At 71.2% G+C, this 20435-nt stretch carries 18 protein-coding genes; 7 read left to right on the top strand and 11 right to left on the bottom strand.

Annotated elements, in window-relative coordinates:
- Position 1: 1 nt before the first annotated feature.
- The 10 genes from KLK06_RS17405 to KLK06_RS63070 form a co-directional block, all read right to left on the bottom strand.
- Positions 2-907, bottom strand: coding sequence for an ABC transporter permease (locus tag KLK06_RS17405; protein WP_214636507.1), 906 nt, complete (start codon positions 905-907; stop codon positions 2-4).
- Entirely contained in the window at positions 904-2496 is a 1593-nt protein-coding gene (locus tag KLK06_RS17400; protein ID WP_214636506.1) for an ABC transporter substrate-binding protein, read from the bottom strand. The genes KLK06_RS17405 and KLK06_RS17400 overlap by 4 nt, the downstream gene beginning before the upstream one ends.
- Positions 2493-3599 carry an MsnO8 family LLM class oxidoreductase gene (locus KLK06_RS17395; protein ID WP_214636505.1) on the bottom strand — a complete coding sequence of 369 codons (1107 nt, stop codon included), beginning with the start codon at positions 3597-3599 and terminating at the stop codon, positions 2493-2495. The genes KLK06_RS17400 and KLK06_RS17395 overlap by 4 nt, the downstream gene beginning before the upstream one ends.
- Positions 3596-4630: an LLM class flavin-dependent oxidoreductase gene (locus tag KLK06_RS17390; protein WP_214636504.1), complete on the bottom strand. Its 1035-nt coding sequence runs from the start codon at positions 4628-4630 to the stop codon at positions 3596-3598. The genes KLK06_RS17395 and KLK06_RS17390 overlap by 4 nt, the downstream gene beginning before the upstream one ends.
- Positions 4627-5016 (bottom strand): hypothetical protein, encoded by a 390-nt coding sequence (locus tag KLK06_RS17385; RefSeq protein WP_250905545.1) that lies wholly within the window; start codon positions 5014-5016, stop codon positions 4627-4629. The genes KLK06_RS17390 and KLK06_RS17385 overlap by 4 nt, the downstream gene beginning before the upstream one ends.
- Positions 5013-6332, bottom strand: a complete 1320-nt coding sequence (locus KLK06_RS17380) for an NtaA/DmoA family FMN-dependent monooxygenase (RefSeq protein ID WP_308168301.1) — start codon at positions 6330-6332, stop codon at positions 5013-5015. Before KLK06_RS17380 ends, KLK06_RS17385 begins: the two co-directional genes overlap by 4 nt.
- A 539-nt stretch (positions 6333-6871) precedes the next feature.
- Positions 6872-8116, bottom strand: coding sequence for an acyl-CoA dehydrogenase family protein (locus KLK06_RS17375; RefSeq protein ID WP_214636503.1), 1245 nt, complete (start codon positions 8114-8116; stop codon positions 6872-6874).
- Positions 8113-9267 carry an LLM class flavin-dependent oxidoreductase gene (locus tag KLK06_RS17370; RefSeq protein ID WP_214636502.1) on the bottom strand — a complete coding sequence of 385 codons (1155 nt, stop codon included), beginning with the start codon at positions 9265-9267 and terminating at the stop codon, positions 8113-8115. The genes KLK06_RS17375 and KLK06_RS17370 overlap by 4 nt, the downstream gene beginning before the upstream one ends.
- 11 nt (positions 9268-9278) lie before the next feature.
- Entirely contained in the window at positions 9279-10460 is a 1182-nt protein-coding gene (locus KLK06_RS17365; protein WP_214636501.1) for an SfnB family sulfur acquisition oxidoreductase, read from the bottom strand.
- 26 nt (positions 10461-10486) lie between these two features.
- Positions 10487-10897 carry a metallopeptidase TldD-related protein gene (locus KLK06_RS63070; RefSeq protein ID WP_374197120.1) on the bottom strand — a complete coding sequence of 137 codons (411 nt, stop codon included), beginning with the start codon at positions 10895-10897 and terminating at the stop codon, positions 10487-10489.
- Between KLK06_RS63070 and KLK06_RS17360 the strand changes: the two genes are divergently transcribed.
- Genes KLK06_RS17360 through KLK06_RS17330 form a run of 7 tightly spaced genes read left to right on the top strand, consistent with a single transcriptional unit; the run spans position 10784 to position 19741 of the window.
- The gene (locus tag KLK06_RS17360) at positions 10784-12196 is read left to right on the top strand and encodes an ABC transporter substrate-binding protein (protein WP_374197127.1); all 1413 of its coding nucleotides are present in this window, start codon (positions 10784-10786) and stop codon (positions 12194-12196) included. The two genes, KLK06_RS63070 and KLK06_RS17360, sit on opposite strands and share 114 nt — an antisense overlap.
- Before the next feature lie 3 nt (positions 12197-12199).
- Positions 12200-13822: an ABC transporter substrate-binding protein gene (locus KLK06_RS17355; RefSeq protein ID WP_214636499.1), complete on the top strand. Its 1623-nt coding sequence runs from the start codon at positions 12200-12202 to the stop codon at positions 13820-13822.
- Positions 13819-14793 carry an ABC transporter permease gene (locus KLK06_RS17350; RefSeq protein ID WP_214636498.1) on the top strand — a complete coding sequence of 325 codons (975 nt, stop codon included), beginning with the start codon at positions 13819-13821 and terminating at the stop codon, positions 14791-14793. The genes KLK06_RS17355 and KLK06_RS17350 overlap by 4 nt, the downstream gene beginning before the upstream one ends.
- Positions 14790-15593: an ABC transporter permease gene (locus KLK06_RS17345; RefSeq protein WP_214636497.1), complete on the top strand. Its 804-nt coding sequence runs from the start codon at positions 14790-14792 to the stop codon at positions 15591-15593. Before KLK06_RS17350 ends, KLK06_RS17345 begins: the two co-directional genes overlap by 4 nt.
- A complete protein-coding gene (locus tag KLK06_RS17340) occupies positions 15590-17167 on the top strand; it encodes an ABC transporter ATP-binding protein (RefSeq protein ID WP_308168300.1) in 1578 nt (525 codons plus the stop codon). The genes KLK06_RS17345 and KLK06_RS17340 overlap by 4 nt, the downstream gene beginning before the upstream one ends.
- A 1-nt stretch (position 17168) precedes the next feature.
- Positions 17169-18368 (top strand): SfnB family sulfur acquisition oxidoreductase, encoded by a 1200-nt coding sequence (locus tag KLK06_RS17335; RefSeq protein ID WP_214636496.1) that lies wholly within the window; start codon positions 17169-17171, stop codon positions 18366-18368.
- Positions 18365-19741 (top strand): LLM class flavin-dependent oxidoreductase, encoded by a 1377-nt coding sequence (locus tag KLK06_RS17330; protein ID WP_214636495.1) that lies wholly within the window; start codon positions 18365-18367, stop codon positions 19739-19741. The genes KLK06_RS17335 and KLK06_RS17330 overlap by 4 nt, the downstream gene beginning before the upstream one ends.
- Positions 19742-19889: 148 nt before the next feature.
- Here the strand turns inward: KLK06_RS17330 and KLK06_RS17325 are convergent, their stop codons facing one another.
- The gene (locus KLK06_RS17325) at positions 19890-20411 is read right to left on the bottom strand and encodes a MarR family winged helix-turn-helix transcriptional regulator (RefSeq protein ID WP_214636494.1); all 522 of its coding nucleotides are present in this window, start codon (positions 20409-20411) and stop codon (positions 19890-19892) included.
- Positions 20412-20435: the final 24 nt, after the last annotated feature.

The raw sequence follows: 20435 nt of genomic DNA, 5'->3' as shown, positions 1-20435 counted from the left end.
GTCAGCCCCCGATCCTGGGGTCGATGGCGCGGTAGGCCAGGTCGAGCAGCGTACTGATGGCCACGTAGACGACCGCCGACAGCAGCACCACGGCCATCACGACCGGCATGTCCCGGCCCGTGACCGCCTGCATCGCCACCTGCCCGAGCCCCGGCCGGCCGAACAGCGCCTCGGTGATCACCGTCCCGCCGAGCAGGGTGCCGGTGAACCACCCGGCCAGCGTCACGGCCGGGATCAGCGCGTGCCGGAGCGCGTGCCTGGCGACCAGGGCCCGCTCGGTCAGCCCGCGCGCTCTGGCCGTGACCGCGAACGGCTGCTCCAGCGCGCGTTCCAGCCCACCGCGCAGCACCTGCCCGAGTACGCCCGCGATCGGCAGGCCCAGGGCGAGCGCGGGCAGCACGAGCGCCTGCGGCCCCGATGCGCCGGACACCGGGAACCAGCCGAACGTGAACGAGAACACCGACAGCAGCACGATCCCGATGAGGAACGGCGGCACCGAGACCGACACCAGTTCGACGGCCGAGGCCGTACCGCGCAGCCAGCGGCCCCGCCCCGCGGTGGCGAGCGCGATGATCACGGCGAGCGACACACCGGTCGCCGCGGCGGCGAGGGTGAGCTGGAGCGTCGGGCCGACCTGGGTGGCGAGGATCTCGCCGACGCCGCGCTGGAGCTGGTAGGAGCGGCCGAAGTCGCCGTGCAGCAGCCGCCACAGGTACGACAGGTACTGGACCACCTCGGGACGGTCGAGCCCCCACTCGGCGACGATCTTGGCCCGGATCTCCGGCGTGTCGACGCCGTTGCCGATCAGGATGTCGATGGTGTCGCCCGGGGCGAGCAGCAGTGCGACGTACGACGAGGTGGCGGCGGCCCAGAGCACGGCCAGCCCGGTGCCCAAGCGTTTGATCATGTGCCGGCCTGGACGTCGTAGGCGTTGCGCGGCGTTCCCGAGCCGGGGTCGAAGCCGAGGCCGTGCACGCTCTTCTGGGCGGCGAGCTGGTCGGCGGGCACATAGATCGGGAACACGATGGCCTTCTCCGTCACCACGGCCCGCTGCACCCGGGTGTAGATCTCCTTGCGCAGTGCCTGGTCGGCGGTGGCGGACGCCTGGGCCAGCCACTTGTCCACCCGCGGGTCGGAGAAGCGGGTGCGGTTGATGGCCCCCTTGCTCGGCAGGATGAGGTTGAGCGCGGCGCCGACGTCGGAGTCGCCGCGGGAGTTCTCGAAGATCTCGTACTGGTTCTCGTCCAGGGCCTGCTGCGCCGTGCCCTGGTCGACGATCTTCACCTGGAAGTCGATGCCCGCGGTCTGCTTGACCTGGGCCTGAATGGCCTGGGCGAGGATGTCGCGGCGGTCCCGGACGAACGGCGCCGAGGAGACGCTGCGTACGGTGAGCCGTTTGCCGTCCTTGACCCTGAAGCCCGCACTGTCGCGGCGCGTCCAGCCGGCCTCGTCGAGCAGCGCGTTGGCCTTGGCCGTGTCGCCGCCGAACGTGTGCTCAAGCGACGGGTCGTAGAACGGGCTCGCCTTGCCGACGACGCTCCACGCCCTGGTGGCGGTGCCCTGGTAGACGGAGGCGAGGACGGCGTCGACGTTCACGGCCTCGCGGAAGGCCTGCCGTACGCGCTGGTCGTCGAAGGGGGCATGCGAGGTGTTGAAGTAGTAGGAGAAGGAGGTGCCCGAGTTGAGCGCGGTCTGGAAGGCGTGGTCCTTCTTGATCAGGTTCACCTCGGTCGCGGGGACTCCCTCGATGACCTGCACCTGGCCGGAGGTGAGCGCGCCGACGCGGACCGCGGCCTCGGGCAGGAAGCGGTAGGTGAGCTCCGAGAGGTACGCGGGCCCCTGGTGGCCGGCGCTCGGCGGCGCCCACTTGTAGGCGGGGTTGCGGTGGTAGTGGATCTCCTGGCCCTGTACGTACCGGTCGAGGATGAACGGCCCGGTGCCGACCAGGTCGAGGCCGCCGAACTTGAGGTTCTTGGCACTCTTCAGCGACTTGGGCGAGACCTGCCCGCTGTACGGCGAGGCCAGGAAGTCGAGGAACAGCCCGTCGGGCTTCTTGAGCGTGACCTTCACCGTGGTGGGCGACACCACCTCGGCCTTGTCGAAAGCCGCGAGCTGGATCGCCGCCACGGCCGCGTTGTAGCCCGGCACCAGGAACTGCTCCAGGTTGGCCTTGACCGCCGCCGCGTCGAACTTCGTGCCGTCATGGAAGGTCACGTCGTCGCGCAGCTCGAAGGTGTAGGTCAGCCCGTCGTCCGACACCTTCCACGACTTCGCCAGCCACGGCTCGAAGGCGCCGTCGCGGCCACGGGAGAGCAGCGCGTCGAACTGGTTGAACACGAGCAGCCTGACCTTGTTCTGCGCCCACTGCTGCGGGTTCAGGGTGATGGGCTGCGTCTCGATCGCCCAGGTCAGGGTGGCGGCCTGGGCTTGCTGGGCGGACGGCTGGGAGCCGCAGGCGGCCAGGGTGAGCACGAGGACGGGGAGGATCCGCTTCATGAGCGGCCGTCCCAGGCGCCGGCCAGCAGCTCGTAGGACCGTACGCGGTCGGCGTGGTCGTGCGTGATGGTCGTGACCAGCAGCTCGTCGGCGCCCGTCACCCTCCGCAGCACGCGCAGCCGCTCGGCGACGGCGTCGGGCGTGCCGACGAACCGCGTGTCGATCCGGTCCTTCACCAGCGCCAGGTCCTCGGCGCTCCAGACGTGCGCGTCGGCTTCCTCGGGGGTCGGGTACGTCCTGGCGCCCTCGCCGGTCCTGATGCTGCGTACCCACAGTCCGTACGGCTTGGCCAGCTCCCGCGCGGTCGCGTCGTCCGCCGCCACCACGACGTCGGCCGACACGATCACGAAGGGCTCGGCCAGTGCCTTCGACGGCTTGAACGCCTGGCGGTAGGCCTCGACGGCTTCGAGCACGGAGGATGGGCTGACGTGGTAGTTCGCCGCGAACGGCAGGCCGCGTTCACCCGCCACCTGGGCGCTCTGGCCGCCGCTGCTGCCGAGGATCCACAGCTCCACCTCCGCCCCCTCGCCGGGGACGGCGTGCGCCTCGTGTTCGCCGGTCAGGAACGCGATGACGTCGTCGATCTGCTCGGCGAAGTCGGGCGTCCGGGCGCCGGGCTGCTGGAGCAGCGAGGCGTGAAAGGCCAGGTGCGGATGCGCGGCGAGCCTGGACCAGTCGAAGGGCGGCGGTATGAGCAACCCATCGACCACCCGCCCCGCCTCCCCGCCGGCCGGAGTCGTTGGGGGGGCCTTGGCGGCGAGTTCGGCGCGGCGTTGGCCGGAGCGGCCGATGCCGAGGTCTATCCGGCCCGGATACAGCGTGTCGATCAGCCCGAACTGCTCGACCACCGACAGCGGCGTCTGATGCCCGAGCTGCACGGCTCCGGACCCGACCCTGATCCGGCTGGTGGCCGCCGCCACCAGCCCGATGAGCACGGCCGGGGCCGAGCTGGCCACGCCGGGGGCGAAGTGGTGCTCGGCCAGCCAGTAGCGGCGGTAGCCGGCCGCCTCGGCCCGCCGGGCCAGGTCGAGCGTGTTGAGCAACGCGTCACGCGCGGTGCCGCCGGAGGATATGGGAGCGAGGTCGAGGATGGATAGCGTCATGGTGTCCTCTCCGGAAACGGCCTGCTGGGGATCTCCCGGCGCAGTACGGGCGCGATCTCGGCCTGGAACAGCTCCAGCGCGCCCCGGTGCTGCTTGGGCGTGAGCCCGTCGGCGTCGGCGTGCAGGTGCATGACCTCGTGCCCGAACCGCTTGTGATAGCGCAGCACCTTGTCGATGATCTGCTGCGGGCTGCCGACCAGGATCGAACTGCGTTCGATGGCGTCCTCCAGCGTGCTGAACACCGGCTTGAGCCCGAGCTTGGCGAACAGCGCCAGCCGGGCGTCGAAGATCGGCCGGTAGGTCTCGATGGCTTCCTGGGAGGAGCGGGCCGCGTAGTAGCCCGCCGTCCCGGCCCCGATCAGCGCCTCGGCCGGGTCGTGCCCGTAGTGGGCCCACTGCTGCCGGTAGTAGTCGATGAGTTCGGCGTACGGCTCGATGGGGTTGGTGACGTTCGCGGAGAACAGCGGGTCACCGTAGCGCGCGGCCAGGTCCACGGACTCCTTGCTGGTGGCGCTGCCGTGCCACACCCTGATCGGCCGCTGGAGCGGCCGGGGCCAGGTCTCGGCCTCCGTCAGCGAGGGACGGAAGCGGCCCTCCCAGGTGACCTTGTCCTCCCGCCAGAGGCGGCGGAACAGCTCGTACCCCTCGCGGTTGCGGTCCCACTGATCCTCGGCGGTGACGTGGAAGAGCTGCGCCTGCGCGGCGCCGTTCCCCTTGCCGATGATCAGCTCCAGCCTGCCGTCCGAGAGGTGGTCGAGCGTGGCGTAGTCCTCATAGGCCCGTACGGGATCGAGCAGGCTCAGGGTGGTGACCGCGGTGAACAGCCGGATCCTGGACGTCTTCGCCGCGATGTGGCTCAGCACCACCGGCGGCGAGGAGGAGATGAACGGCCGCTCATGCCGCTCCCCCACCCCGAACCCGTCGAAGCCCAGCTCCTCGGCCAGGACGGCGTTCTCGACGACCTCGCGGAACCGCTCGGTGTGCGACCTCTCGTCGTTATGGACGATCAACGTGATAGCAAGAAATTTCATGACACCTCCGCGTAGCGGCTGGCCGGGCGCGGCAGGCCGAGCAGCCCGCGCAGCGTCGTGGCCTCGTACGATCGCCTGAACACCCCGCGCCCGCGCAGCTCCGTCGTCAGCCCTCTGGTGATCGCCTCCAGGTCGTACGGCAGCGCGCCGGGGCGCAGCCGGAACCCCTGGATCCCGGCCCGCCGCCACTGGAGCAGCAGCTCGGCCAGCTCCTGCGGCGTGCCGGTGAAGATCGCGGCATCGGAGCGCAGCTCGGCCCCGTCGAGCCGGTCGAGGCGGGCCTTCCGCTCGGCCGCGTCGTCGCCCAGGAACACCACCAGGTCGGCGAAGACCTTCAGCTCCGCCGACAGGGCGCCGTCCAGCGCGACGGCGAGGTGCAGGGTCATGACAGCTCCAGATGATCACGCAGGGTGGTGCCGGTGTAGTCGGTACGGAAGGCGCCGCGTTCCTGCAGCAGCGGCACTACGCGGTCCACGAACTCGTCGAGCCCACCGGGCGTCAGATGCGGCACCAGGATGAACCCGTCGGCCGCATCGGCCTGTACGTGCTCGTCGATCTGCCTGGCCACGCCCGCCGGAGTACCGACGAACGTCTGCCGCCCGGTCACCTCGATCACCAGCTCGCGGATCGACAGCTTCTTCTCCTCGGCCAGCGCCCGCCATTTGGCGGCCACCGCGGCCCGGTCGCCGATCTGCACCCGCCCCTGCGAGACGCCTTCCGACAGGTCGGGCTCGACCTCCGGCAGCGGCCCGTCGGGGTCGTAGGCCGACATGTCACGACCCCACACCTGCTCGATGAAAGCGGTCGCGGTCTGCGGGCCGACCTGCTGGCGGCGGATGACGGCCGCGTTCTCGGCGGCCTCCTCCTCGGTGTCACCCAGCGCGTACGTGGCGGCGGGCATGATCTTCAACTGGTCAGGCTCGCGCTGATAGCGGGCCAGGCGGCGTTTGACGTCGGCGTAGAAGGCCCGGCCGTCCTCCAGCGTGCCGTGGCGGCTGAAGATGACGTCGGCTGTGGCGGCGGCGAACTCTCTGCCCTCGTCGGAGTCCCCCGCCTGGATGATGACGGGATGCCCCTGGGGGCTGCGCGGCAGGGTGAACCGGCCCTCGACGGTGAAATGCGGGCCCTCGTGGTGGACGGTCCCGATGGCGCCGGGGCGTACGAACTGGGCGTGGTCCTTGTCGGCGAGGTGCGCGCCCGGCTGCCAGGAGTCCCAGAGCTCCCGCGAGAGGCGGACGAACTCGGCGGCGCGCGTGTAACGGTCGGCGCGGTCGAGGTAGCCGCCGCGCCGGAAGTTCTCGCCGGTGAAGGCGTCGGAGGTGGTCACCACGTTCCAGGCGGCCCGGCCGTCGCTGAGGTGGTCCAGCGTCGACAGGCGCCTGGCCAGTTCGTACGGCTCGTTGAAGGTGGCGTTGACGGTGCCCGCCAGACCGAGGCGCTCGGTGACGGCGGCGAGCGCGCTCAGCACGGTGAGCGCCTCGGGGCGGCCGACCACGTCGAGGTCGTGGATGCGGCCTTTGAGCTCGCGCAGCCGCAGCCCCTCGGCCAGGAAGAAGAAGTCGAACTTGCCCCGCTCGGCCGTCCTGGCCAGATGGGCGAACGAGGCGAAGTCGATCTGACTGCCGGAGCGGGGGTCGGCCCAGACGGTGGTGTTGTTCACGCCGGGGAAGTGGGCTGCGAGGTGGATCTGCTTGCGCGTCACCGGTCGAAAGGGATCGTGTAGGCCGGTGTGTCGGCGAAATCGGACATCGCGCCTCCTTCTAAATGCCTACACAAACAGTAGGAAAATAGGGTTTTTATGTCAATGCCTCCACGAAAGAACGGCGGCGGGCTCCCCATGCGCGCACTGGAAGCGTGGGTGGGCCTGACGCCCGGCGCGCTCCACAGCTACTTCCCCGGCCGAGCCACGATCGTGGTCGCGCCGGCCGATCGACTGCTCGGCGAGGCCGATGTCGGCCTACTGGAGGACGGGGATCGCGAGCCGCACGCGCGGATCACGGTCTTCGCGCCGAACCTGCGCCCGGTGCTCATGCGCCATCCCGCGGCGATGCCGTCGATCCTCGGCGCAGCCGTCAGCGGGCCGGTCGCGGCGCGGGCAGGCGAGAGCCTGCTCGCCGCCCTGCCCGACCCGCGCGCGAGCTACACGGTCATGGTGTACGTACTCGGCGCCATCGCGCTGGACGCCGCCGGCCCCGTGCCGCCGGAGGACGAGCGGATCGTCGCCGCCTTCGAAACGCCTGGTCAGAACAGGCCGTTGAGCGGCGGTTCCGTGCCGTTGAGGCGGTGGGCGCCGACCACGGCCGCCTTCCAGGACCGCGGGTTGTGGTTGGCGACCGTGCGCGCGTTGCGCCAGTGCCGGTCCAGGTTGTGCCGCTGCGCCACGGCGGTGCCGCCACCGACGTCGAACAGCAGCTCGGCCGCCTTCAACGCCGACTCGACCGCGAAGAACTGCGCCTGGGCGACCTCGACCGCCGCCTCCGTCAACGCGTCCTGATCGAGCCCGCCTTGATCGGGCCCGTTCAGGTCGCGCCCGTTCAGGTCGCGCCCGTCCGAGTCTGAGGCGGCGGTCGCCCAGGCCCGGTCTATCGCCGAGGCCGCGCGCAGGACGGCGGCCTCGGCGGCGTAGGTCCGCGCGGCGATCTCGCCCACCGCGTGCTGAACGTACGGGTCGTCCACCGAGCGATCCGCGCTGCTGTGCTCGATCGGCCTGGACTTGGCCCGGGCGAAGGCGACCGCGTCGCCGAGCGCGCTCCTGGCGATGCCCGCCTCCACGGCGGCCAGGTAGAGCTGCAGGAACGGCGTGACGGCCGAACGACCCTGGCCGCCGCGCCGGCTGATCTCCTCCGGGTACACGGTGACGGCGGTGAGCTTCGTGGTGCCGCTGGCGGTCAGCCGCTGGCCGACGCCGTCGAAGTCGTCGACGAGTTCCAGCCCCGGCCGGTCGCGGGGCAGGGTGAAGAACACCTTCTCGCCGTCGTCGTCCACGGCGGACAGGCCGATCCAGTCGGCGTAGAGGGCTCCGGTGCTGTAGTACTTGCTGCCGTTGACCTCGAAGTGGTCGCCCTGCCGGGTGATGCGGGTGCGGACGGCGCCGCTGGGGCCGCCGACCTCCCAGCCCGCGTTGCCGAAGACGTCTCCGGCCAGGAACCGCGGATACCACGTCCGCCGCTCGGCCTCGGCCGCCGCCAGCAGGTGCTCGACGCGGCCGAAGCTCGGGCGGACCGCCTGGGCGATGTTCGAGTCGGCCGCGGCCAGGTCGATGAGGAAGGCGAACACCTCCTGCACGGACGCGCCCGCTCCGCCGTACTCGACGGGGATTCTGAAGGTGAACAGGCCGTTGGCGGCGAGCGCCCGGATCTGGGCGTGCGGCAGCTCGCGGAGGCGTTCCCGCTCGGCGGCCCCGGCGGCGATCTCGGGCAGCAGCTCGGCGGCCCGCTGTCGCAGCAGATCCGCACGGCCGCCGCCCACGCGGGTGGAGGCGGTCATCGGGCCGCTGCCCCCGCGAACGGGATCGAGGCCGGCTCGGACTCTCCGGGCTCGAACGGATGCCGCCACAGCCCGCGCTCGCGCAGGATCGGCAGCACGCCCTCGCCGAACCAGTACGCCTCCTCGACGTGCGGATGCCCCGACAGCACGAACTCGGTGATCCCGAGCCGGTGATACTCCTCGATGCGGTCGGCGACCTCGGCGTGGCTGCCGACGAGCGCCGTGCCCGCGCCGCCGCGGACCAGCCCCACGCCCGCCCACAGGTTGGGGTAGATCTCCAGGTCGTCCCGCTTGCCGCCGTGCAGGTCGAGCATCCGCCGCTGGCCTTCCGACTCGCTGCGGGCCAGGCCCTCCTGCACCTGGGCGACGGTCTGCGGGTCGATGCCGTCGAGCAGCCGGCGCGCCTGGGCCCAGGCCTGCTCGCTGGTGTCACGGGAGATCACGTGCAGCCTGATGCCGTGCCGGAGCGTACGGCCTTCGGCGGCGGCGAGCCCGTTCACCCAGGAGATCTTCGAGGCGACCGCGGCGGGCGGTTCGCCCCAGGTCAGGTAGGCGTCCACATGACGGGCCGCCACCCGGCCCGCCGCCGGGGACGAGCCGCCGAAGTAGACCTCGGGCACCGGGTCGGGCAGCCGGTTGAGCCGGGCGTCCTCGACACGCAGGTGCTCGCCGGTGAAGGAGACCGTCTCGCCGCGCCACAGCGTCCGTACGATGTGCAGGAACTCGTCGGTACGCGCGTAGCGCTGCTCCTTGTCCAGGAAGTCGCCGTACGCGCGCTGCTCGTGGCTCTCGCCGCCGGTCACGACGTTGAGCAGCAGCCGTCCCCCGGAGTGCCGCTGGAAGGTGGCGGCCATCTGGGCGGCCAGGGTCGGCGACACCAGCCCCGGACGGAAGGCCACCAGGAACTTCAGCCGCTCCGTGGTGTCGGCGAGCATGGCCGTGGTCAGCCAGGCGTCCTCGCACCAGGCGCCGGTCGGTGTCAGCGCGCCGACGAAGCCGAGCTGCTCGGCCGCGTGCACGATCTGGCGCAGGTACGCCAGGGTCGCCGGGCGGGCGCCGCCGGCCGATCCGGCGGGCAGGCCGTGGCCGCCGCCGACGATGTCACGGCTGTCGCCGTAGGTGGGCAGGAACCAGTGGAACGTCAAGGTCATCGTTATTCCCCTTAGAGCAGGCCGTGGCGGGGCGGGAGTTGCCCGTTGAGTACGTACCGCCCGATGTGCTGGATCTTCCAGCGGGCCGGATCGTGCAGGGTGTGCGTGCGGGCATTGCGCCAGTGCCGGTTCAGGTTGAGCCCGTCGAGGCTGGACCGCGTGCCGCCCAGCTCGAAGACCGCGCTGCCCAGCTCCACGGCGACCGGGTCCGCGAACACCTTCGCGGTGGCGACCGCGATGGAGGCGGCGGCGGCCGATTCGTCGGTCAGGTCCGCGCGGGCCGCGTCGACGGCGGCGCCGGCCACGCCGAGCAGCGCCTCGGCGGCCCGCACCTTGACGGCCAGCTCGCCGACCCGCTGAAGGATCAGCGGGTCGTCGGCCGCGCGGTCATGACCGCTCTCGAACCATGGCCGGGCCTTGGTCCTGACGAACTCGGCGGCCTCGTCGAGCGCGCCCGCGGCGATGCCGACGTCGATGGCGGCGTGCAGCAGTTGCGCGAGCGCGCCGTGCAGTTGCGGCCCGGTGAAGGTCAGGTGGTGCGGTACGACCCTGGACCCGGGTACGGCCACGTCGTCCAGGAGCACCGTGCCGCTGGCCGTGGTGCGCTGCCCCATGCCGGCCCAGTCGTCGACCACGGTCAGCCCGGGGGCGTCGCGCGGGATGTAGGCCACGTGCAGGGTGTCGTCCTCGCGCCTGGCCAGCACGGGGATCCAGTCGGCGAACAGCGCGCCGGTGCTGTAGTGCTTGGTCCCGCTCAGCACGAAGTCGCCGTCGGCACCGGGGACCAGCCTGGTGCGGTAGTCCTGAACGTGCTTGGTGCCCGCCTCCGACTGGGCGTTGCCGAACCGCTTGCCGGCCAGGACCTCCTCGAAGAAGAACTTCCGCTGGTCGGCGTCCCCCTGCTGCCGCAGCACGTTGACGTAGACGAAGTGGCTCTGGGGGATCTGCGCGATGTTCGGGTCGGCGGCGGCCAGCAGCCTGAACACCTCGGCGACGGTCCCGGCCCGCACGTCGGCTCCGCCGTACGCGCGGGGCACGGTGATCGCGAGCAGCCCGCTGGCCGAGAGCCGATCGAGCTCGGGGCCCGGCAGACGGCGCTCGGCGTCGCGTACGGCCGCGTCCACCGCGAATTCCCCGGCCAGGTCGCGGGCCACGGCCAGCGCCTCGGCGTCATCCGCGATGACATTGGTCATGGTTTTTCGTCCGTTCTGCATATACGTTATGGTTCACCGTAATCCCTGTATATCCGGTAGGCAATACCTGTTTTGCCGAGAGGAAGGCTCCCATGCCTAGAAAACCGCTGCTCGCCGTGGCATTGATCGCGTCCCTGATGTCGCCGATGGCGTGTGGCACGAGCTCGGGCACGGGAGCCACCGGTGGCACCACCACCGGCGGCGCGCCCAAAGCGGGCGGCACGCTCGTGCTCGGTGAGAACGGCGACGAGCCGGCCTGCCTCGACCCGCACCAGCTTGTGACGACGAACACCACGGTCGTCGACCGGCCGATCTTCGACTCCCTGCTGTGGCAGGACGCCACGGGCAAGCTCAAACCCTGGCTGGCCGAGAGCTGGAAGATCTCCCCTGACGGACTGACATACACCTTCAAGCTGCGCCAGGGCGTGAAATTTCATGACGGGTCGGTTTGGAACGCCGAGGCGCTCAAGGTCAACCTCGAGCACATGAGGGACCCGGCCACCAAGTCACCACTGGCCGCCGCCTACATCGCGCCCTACAAAGACGCCAAGGTCGTCGACGACCAGACGTTGGAGGTCCACCTGACCTCGCCGTACTCCGCGTTCCTGAACGTGCTCGCCCAGTCCTACCTCGCGATGATCTCTCCCAAGCAGATCAAGGAGGCTCCGGGGACGACCTGCGAGCACCCGATCGGCTCGGGACCGTTCGTCTTCGACAAGTGGACCAAGGGTCAGAGCATCACCTACCGGAAGAACCCGGACTACGCCTGGGGCCCGCCCGGCGCGGCGCACACGGGCCCCGCCCGGCTGGACGGCCTGGAGATCCGCTTCCTCGGCGAGGACGCGACCCGCTACAACGCCCTGCTGTCGGGCGAGGTGAACGTCATCGACAACACCCCGCCGTCGAACGTCCAGGACGTGAAGGCCAACCAAGACCTGGGCTTCACCACGATCGACCGGCCGGGACACCCGTTCTCCATCTGGCGCAACACGGGCCGGGCGCCCTTCGGCGACCTCAAGGTGCGGCAGGCGCTCACGCTGGCGGTAGACCGCAAGGCGATCATCGACAGCGTCTCGTTCGGCCAGTGGAAGCTCGCGACCGGCTTCATCACCCCCTCGACGCCCGACTACGCGGGCGGCCTCGATGGCCGGATCACCTATGACCCCGCAAAGGCGAACCAACTGCTCGACGAGGCCGGCTGGACCACCAAGGGCGCCGACGGCATCCGCGTCAAGAACGGCAAGCGGCTGACCGCGATCGCGCTCGACACGGGGGTGAACCCGCAGAACACCCAGATCCTGGTGCAGACCCAGGCCGCCGCCGCCAAGGTCGGCATCGAGATAAAGATCCAGAACGTCACGCCGCAGGTCTCCGCCGATCGCACGGCGGCCGGCGACTTCGACCTGTCCGTCGGCATCTGGACCACCAACACCGCCGACGTGCTGTGGATCCAGTACGCCTCGGACAACATCACCACCGCCAAGCGCCGCGGCCAGAACGTCACCAGGCTCGCCGACCCGGCCCTCGACGGCCTCCTGGAGCAGGCCCGCAAGGCCACCGGCGACGCCGAGCGGGCCGAGTTCTACAACCAGGCGCAGGCCAGGCTGATCGACCTCGCGCCGGCCATCCCCCTGTACAACCGGCCGAGCCTCGTGTCGTTCCAGAAGCAGGTGCACGGCCTGGACTGGGACCACGCGTACGGCGCGGTCACCTTCTACGACACCTGGCTGGGCTGAACCATGACGAAGATCCGTACCGCCGCCGCCTTCGCCCTCGCGCTGCTGCTGACCGCCTGCGGCACCGCCACCGGGGCACAGGGCGGGGACTCCAAGACGGGCGGCACCCTTGTCCTCGGGGAGAACGGCCAGGAGCCGACCTGCCTCGACCCGCACGGCAACGCCAGCTCCGACGGCCCCGTGACGACCGTGCCCGTGGCGGACTCGCTGGTGTGGTTCGACGCGAGCGGCAAGGTCCAGCCCTGGCTGGCCGACAGCTGGACCGTCTCCCAAGACGGCCTCACCTACACCTTCAAGCTCCACCAAGGCGTGAAATTTCATGACGGGGCGGTCTGGGACGCCGAGGCGCTCAAGGTCAACTTCGAGCACATGAAGGACCCGGCCACCAAGTCACCGCTGGCCGCGGCCTACATCGCGCCGTACAAGGATGCCAAGGTCGTCGACGACCACACGCTCGAGGTCCACCTGAGCTCGGCGTACTCCCCCTTCCTGGACATCCTCGCCCAGGGCTACCTCGGCATGATCTCCCCCAAGCAGATCAAGGAGGCCCCGCAGACCATCTGCGAGCACCCGATCGGCTCGGGGCCGTTCGTCTTCGACAAGTGGACCAAGGGCCAGAGCATCACCTACCACCGCAACCCCGACTACAACTGGGGCCCGAAGGGCGCCAAGCACACGGGCCCCGCGTACCTGGACAAACTGGAGATCCGCTTCCTCACCGAGGACGCCACCCGCTACAACGCGCTGGCCGCCGGCGAGGTGAACGCGATCGACTTCACCCCGCCCCAGAACGTCGAGGACGTCAAGGCCAACCCGGACCTGGGCTTCCTCAGCGCCATCCGGCCCGGCCACCCGATGTCGTTCTGGCTGAACACCTCGCGCGCCCCCTTCGACGACGTCAAGGTGCGCCAGGCGCTGCTGGCCGCCGTGGACCGCACGTCGATCATCGGCGGCATCTCCTTCGGCCAGTACGAGGTGGCGCAGGGCTTCGTCACCCCGTCCACCCCCGGCTACGCCAGCGGCCTCGAAGGCCGGATCACCTACGACCCCGCCAAGGCGAACCGGCTGCTCGACGAGGCCGGCTGGACCACCAAGGGCGCCGACGGCATCCGTGTCAAGAACGGCAAGCGGCTGACCGCCTTCTTCCCCATCGCCGCGAACTTCCCCGCCCAGCGCATGCAGATCGCCGTGCAGACGCAGGCCGCGGCCAAGAAGATCGGCCTCGACATCCAGATCCAGACGCCGCCCGAGCAGGAGCTGAGCGACCGTTCGCTCAAGGGCGACTACGACCTGACCTCGGGACTGTGGGCCACGAACACGGCCGACGTGCTGTGGATCCAGTACTCCTCGGACAACATCACCACGGACCAGAGGCGCGGCCAGAACGTGGCTCGCCTGAAGGACGCCAAGGTCGACGACCTGCTGCAGCAGGCCAGGGAGAGCACGGACAAGGCCGCGCGGGCCGAGTTGTACAACCAGGCGCAGGCCCGGCTGATCGAGCTGGTGCCCGCCATCCCGTTCTACAACGACCCGCGGCCCGTCTCGTACCAGAAGAAGGTGCGCGACCTGTCGTTCACCCCGGCCTACCCGTCGCCGTACTTCTACGACACCTGGCTGGACGAATGACGATCACCTCTATCCTGAGACTGGTCGGCTGGCGCCTGCTGGCCGGGGTCGGCGTGCTGTGGGGTGCGGCGACCCTGACCTTCCTGGTGCTGCACTTCACCCCCGGCGATCCCGCCCAGGCGATCGTCGGCGGGGAGAACGCCGCCCCGACCCCCGAGGTGATCGCCCAGGTCACCGCCGAATACGGCCTCGACCAGCCGTGGTACCTCCAGTACCTCGACCACCTGTGGCGCATCGTACGCGGCGATCTGGGCACGTCCTATCGGCTGCACACCCCGGTCACCCAGGCGATCGGCGAGCAGGCCGCAGCCACCGTCGAGCTGGCGCTGGCCGCGGCGGTCATCGGGCTCGCGCTGGCTCTCGCGGTCGCGGTCGCGACGGCCAAGCGGCGCCGCTGGATCCGTGGGCTGGCCGCCGGTTCCGAGCTGGTGGTCGCCTCGACGCCGACGTTCTGGCTGGGGATCGTGCTGCTGACCGTCTTCTCGTTCGGGCTGCGGCTGTTCCCGGCGACCGGCAGCCATGGGCTCGCCTCGCTGGTCCTGCCCGCCCTCGCCCTGGCCCTGCCGATCGCGGGGGTGCTCGGCCACGTGCTGCGCGAGGCCCTCGAGGAGGTGCTCGACGAGCCGTTCATCGTCAGCGCCCGTACCCGCGGCCTCGCGGACCTGACCGTGCGGCTGCGCCACGCGCTCAGGCACGCCCTGATGCCGCTGGTCACCATGACCGGCTACTGGGTGGGCGCCCTGCTGGGCGGCGCGGTCATCACCGAGACGCTGTTCACCCGGCAGGGCATCGGCCGGCTGCTCATCTCCGCCGTCAACGCCAAGGACCTGCCGGTGGTGCTGGGCGTCGTGCTCCTGTCGGCCTGGATCTACGTGCTGGTCAACCTCGTGGTCGACCTGCTCTACCTGGCCATCGACCCCAGGCTGCGGCCCGTCGCCGGGGTGCGTCCCGTCGCGAAGGGGGTCTCGTGAAGCGTCCCGGCGTCTATCTGGCCGCGGCCGTGCTGGTCCTGCTCGTACTGGCCGCCGTCGCCCCGCACCTGTTCACCGCCCAGGACCCGCTGGCCGTCGACAGCGCGCGCACGCTCAAGCCACCCGGCGCCGGCCACCTGCTCGGCACCGACGAGAACGGCCGGGACGTCTTCAGCCGCATCGTGTACGGCACGCGTACGTCCCTGCTGCTCGGCTTCGGCGCGATCGCCATCGCGCTGACCTTCGGCGGGCTGCTGGGACTCGCGGCGGGCCTGGGCAACCGGCTCGTGGAGAACGTCATCATGCGGATCTCCGACATCGGGCTGGCCTTCCCCGAACTGCTGCTGGCCCTGGTGGTCATCACCGTGGCGGGCGGCGGCACGTCCAACGCGCTGCTGGCCATCGGCGTGGCCGGCATCCCCGGCTACGCGCGGCTGGTCCGTGCGCAGACGCTGACCATCCGCGGGTCCAGCTATGTGGAGGCGGCCCACGCGCTGGGCCTGTCGGCGCCGCGGGTGGTGTTCCGGCACGTGCTGCCGAACGCCGTCAAGCCGGTGCTGATCCTGGCCACCATCGGCGTCGGCTCCGCCCTGGTGGCCGGGTCGGCGCTGAGCTTCCTCGGCCTCGGCACGCCGCCGCCGGAGCCCGAGTGGGGCTCGATGCTGTCGACCGCCCGCAACTTCATCTCGCGCGCCTGGTGGTACGGCGTGTTCCCGGGCGCGGCGATCACGCTGACGGTGATCAGCGTGACCGTCGTCGGCCGGGCGCTCAGATTGCGATCAGAGGGGAAGTCCTGGTGACCCTGGTGAAGGTGGAGAATCTACGCGTCGCATTCGGCGGCGTGACCGCCGTGGACGGCGTCTCCTTCGAGATCCGGCGCGGCGAGTGCCTGGCCCTGGTCGGCGAGTCCGGCTCCGGCAAGAGCGTCACCGCGCGCACCCTCGTCGGGCTGACCGGCGAAGGCGCGCGGGTGAGCGCGGACGAGCTGACGTTCGGCGGCCAGGACCTGACCCGGGTGCGGGAACGCGGCTGGCGGCGCATCCGCGGCGGCCGGATCGGCTTCGTGCTCCAGGACGCCCTGGTGTCGCTGGACCCGCTGCGCAAGGTCGGCAAGGAGATCGCCGAGGTGCTCGCCGCGCACACCACCCTGTCGGGCACGGCGCGCACGGCCCGGGTGGCCGAACTGCTCACCCAGGTCGGCGTGCCGGAGCCCGAGCTGCGGGCCGGGCAACTACCGCACGAACTGTCCGGCGGGCTCAGGCAGCGGGCGCTGATCGCAACCGCCATCGCGGGCGAACCCGAACTGGTCATCGCCGACGAGCCGACGACCGCGCTCGACGTCACCGTGCAGGCACAGGTCCTCGACCTGTTGGCCGAGCTCAAGAGCAAGGACAGATCGCTGCTGGTCATCAGCCATGATTTGGCCGTGGTGGCCCGGCTGGCCGATCGGGTGGCGGTGCTGAAGGACGGCCGCGTCGTCGAGCACGGGCCGACCGCGCGGGTGCTGTCGCAGCCCGAGCACGACTACACCAAGCAGTTGCTCCGGGCGATCCCGGCCGAGCACACCAAGGGCACCCGGCTCTCCGGCACGGGCCCCTCCCCCGCGCCGCCCCGCCGGGCGCCGGGCGAGGTGGTGGTGCGGGCCGACGGCATCAGCAAATCCTTCGGCGGACGGCCCGCCGTACGGGAGGTGTCGTTCGCGCTACGGGCCGGAGAGACGGTGGGGATCGTGGGCGAGTCGGGGTCGGGCAAGACGACGACCGCCAGGATCGCGCTCGGGCTGACCGAGCCCGACGCCGGCACGGTGGAGGTGCGTGGGCAGTCGTGGACCGGGCCCGGCCGCCGTGCCCTGCGCAGGGACGTACAGCTCGTCTACCAGGACACCCTGGCCGCGTTCGACCCGCGCTACACGGTCGCCAAGGTGCTCGCCGAGGCGCTGGCGGTGGCCGGGGGGCCCCGCCGGCTGCGGCGGGAGCGGTCCGTGGAGCTGCTGGAGCTGGTCGGGCTCGGCGCGCAGCACCTGGCGCGGCGCCCGCTGCACCTGTCCGGCGGCCAGCGCCAGCGGGTCGCCATCGCGCGGGCGCTGGCCCCCGAGCCGGGGGTGATCGTGTGCGACGAGCCGGTGTCCGCGCTCGACGTGTCGGTGCAGGCCCAGGTGCTGGATCTGCTGGAGGACGTGCAGCGGGAGACCGGGGTCGCCTACCTGTTCATCTCGCACGACCTGGGCGTGGTCTACCACGTCTGCGACCGGGTGCTGGTGATGAAGGACGGCCGGGTGGTCGAGGAGGGTCCCGTGGAGACGGTCTTCCGCGCGCCGTCGCATCCGTACACCCAGGAACTCATCGCGGCCATCCCGAGACTGACGGCGGTGTGACATGACGCATGTGATCAAGAACGACGAGGAGGCCGTGGAGGTGGCCCGCGCGCTGGCCCGCGGCTTCGCCGAAGGGGCGGCGCGGCGGGACGCCGAGCGGATCCTGCCGGTGACGGAGCTGGCGGAACTGTCCGGCAGCGGCCTGCTCGGCATCACGGTCCCGGCCGCGCACGGCGGCGCGGGCGTGCGCACCGCGACGCTCGGCGCGGTCATCAGGGAGCTGTCGGCCGCCGACGCCAGCATCGGGCAGATCCCGCAGAACCACTTCTGGTACGTGGACGCCATCAGGGAGAACGGCACGCCGGAGCAGCAGGAGTTCTTCTACCGCGAGGTGCTGGCGGGGCGACGGCTGGGCAATGCCGCCGTGGACGCCCGCGGCCCCGACGGCGCCCGCGAGCACGCCAGGCTGCGGCCGCACAACGGCGGCTTCCTGATCTCGGGGCGCAAGATCTACTCGACCGGGGCTCTGTTCGCGCACTGGATCCCGGTGGTCGCCCTGGACGGCGAGGATCTGCACCACATCGCGTTCGTGCCGCGTGACACGCGCGGGCTGACGGTCGTGGACGACTGGGACGGGATGGGCCAGCGCACGACCGCGAGCGGGACGGTGCTGCTCAAGGACGTGTTCGTGCCCGCCGGACGGGTGATGCCGGGTGTGGTGAACGAGGTGAGCACGTTCCGGAGCTTCGGGCTGCTCATTCACGCCGCCATCGACACCGGGATCGCCGAGGGGGCGCTGGCGGAGGCCGCCGCGTTCCTGCGCGGCTACACCAAGGGCGGCTGGCCGGGGCGCGAAGCCGCGCGGGTGGTCGAAGATCCGGTGGTCGTGCAGCGGTTCGGCGAGCTGGCCGTACTGACGCGGGCGGCCAGGGCGCTGCTGGAGAGCGCGGGCAACACCGTCGACGAGGCCCGCGCGGCGATCGCGGCGGCCGGTGACGACGCCGAGGAGGCGGCGCGCTGGGCGGGCGAGGCGGCCGTGGCGATGGCGGCGGCCCGCGCGCAGGCCGACCGGGCGGCGAACCGGGTGACCAGCGAGTGGTACGAGCTGGCCGGGGCCTCCGCGGCGCCGCGCTCGCTCAACCTGGACCGCCACTGGCGCAACGCGCGCACGCACACCATCCACGATCCGCGCCGGTTGAAGGTGCACGACGTCGGCGACTTCCACCTGAACGGCATCGCCCCCAGGAGCAATCCACGATGAGCGGCATCATCCACTTCAACCTGTTCGAGATGAACTGCGTCGGCCACATCCAGCACGGGCTGTGGTCGCACCCGGACAACAACCGCCACCGCTACACCGACCTGGAGTACTGGACCGACCTGGCCAAGCTGCTGGAACGGGGGCTGTTCGACGCGGTCTTCCTGGCCGACGTGGTCGGCGCCTACGACCGCTACCGGGGCGGGCCCGAGACCGCGATCCGTGAGGCGGTGCAGATCCCGGCGAACGACCCGCTGCTCGTGGTGCCCGCGATGGCGGCGGTGACGCGGCATCTGGGGTTCGCGGTGACGTTCTCCACCACCTACGAGCCGCCGTTCGCGCACGCCCGGCGGATGTCCACGCTGGACCACCTCACCAAGGGCCGGGTGGCGTGGAACGTGGTGACCTCCTACCTGCGCAGCGCGGCCCGGAACTTCGGCCTCGACGACGAGATCGAGCACGACCTGCGGTACGAGATCGCCGAGGAGTACCTGGAGGTGCTCTACAAGCTGTGGGAGGGCAGCTGGGAGGACGGGGCGGTGATCCGCGACCGGGACCGCCACGTCTACACCGACCCCGCCAAGGTCCATCCCATCGACCACGACGGCAAGCACTTCAGGGTGGCCGGACCGCACCTGTCGGAGCCGTCTCCGCAGCGCACGCCGGTGCTCTACCAGGCGGGCAACTCCGAGCGCGGCAAGGACTTCGCGGCCAGGCACGCCGAGGCGATCTTCGCCGGCGCGCCGTCCCTGGAGGCGCTGCGGGCGGAGATCGCCGACCTCAGACGCCGCGCCGCCGCCCACGGCCGGAACCCCGACCACGTCAAGGTGTTCCCCGGCGCCTCGGTGATCGTCGGCAGGACGCAGGAGGAGGCGGACGCGAAGGTCGCCGACCTCCAGCGGTACATCCGGCCGGAAGGCTTCCTGGCTCAGCGGGGCAGCGGCATCGACCTGGCCGCCTACGACCCCGCGGAGCTGATCGACGACATCGTGGCGCGGGGCGGCGACTTCACCGAGCGCGCCGTGCGCCCCCTGGTGGGCCGGGGGCTGACCGTCGGCGACGTGCTCGGCTCGATCGGCGGGATCGGCCAGGGCGGCCCCTTCTTCGCCGCGGGCACGCCGGAGCACGTGGCCGACGAGATCGAGCGCTGGGCCGACGAGACGGGGGCGGCGGGCTTCAACCTGATGCAGTACCTGTCGCCGGGGACGGTCGCGGACTTCATCGAGCTGGTCGTGCCCGAGCTGCAGCGACGTGGCCGCTACCGCACCGAGTACGGCGACGGCACGCTGCGCGAACGGCTGCTCGGCGAGGGCATCCACCGGCTGCCGGACAACCACCCCGGAGCCGCGTACCGCCGGCTCGGGAGCGGTCTCTAAGCTGCGGGCTCGCGTTAGCCAGGCGCGGGTACGCGAGCCCGCTTCAACCCGGCGTGGGGATGCGCGCCCGCTTCAACCGGGCGTGGCCGCTTCAGCCGAGCGTGGCCGCTTCAGCCGAGCGTGGCCGCTTCAACCAGGCGTGGCCGCTTCAGCCGGGTGTGGTCAGCAGGCCGCGCAGGACGCGCGCGAGCAGGGCCGTGTCGTCCGGCGACAGGCCGGAGGCCAGCCGGGTCAGGTTGGCGGCGTGCTCGGTGAGCGCGGCGTCGATGACCCGCCGCCCCTCCTCGGTGAGCGCGATGCGGAAGCTGCGGCGGTCGGCCGGGTCGAGACTCCGCTCGACCAGCCCCGCCGCCTCCAGCCGGTCGAGGCGGTTGGTCATGCCGGCCCGCGACATCATCAGCGTCGCCGACAGCTCCGACGGAATCAGCGTGTACGGAGACCCGCCCCTGCGCAGCGCGGACAGCACGTCGAACTCACCCTGACGCAGCCCGTGACGCGCGAACACCTGCTCGACCGCCGCCTCCACGACCCGCGACACCATAGCGATCCGGCCGAACACCGCCATGGCCGACAGATCCAGGTCGGGCCGCTCGCGACGCCACTGCTCCACTATCACGTCGATAGCGTCCCGCGACTGGTCGGGGGCCTGCTCCTCCGGCTCGCCGTTCATGAGGCCGATCCTATTCGGCCCGCG

Source organism: Nonomuraea sp. NEAU-A123, assembly GCF_018603905.1.
Taxonomy (GTDB): Bacteria; Actinomycetota; Actinomycetes; order Streptosporangiales; family Streptosporangiaceae; genus Nonomuraea.
The sequence above is the reverse complement of the archived record's forward strand: the minus strand, read 5'-3'. Positions and strand labels throughout refer to the sequence as shown.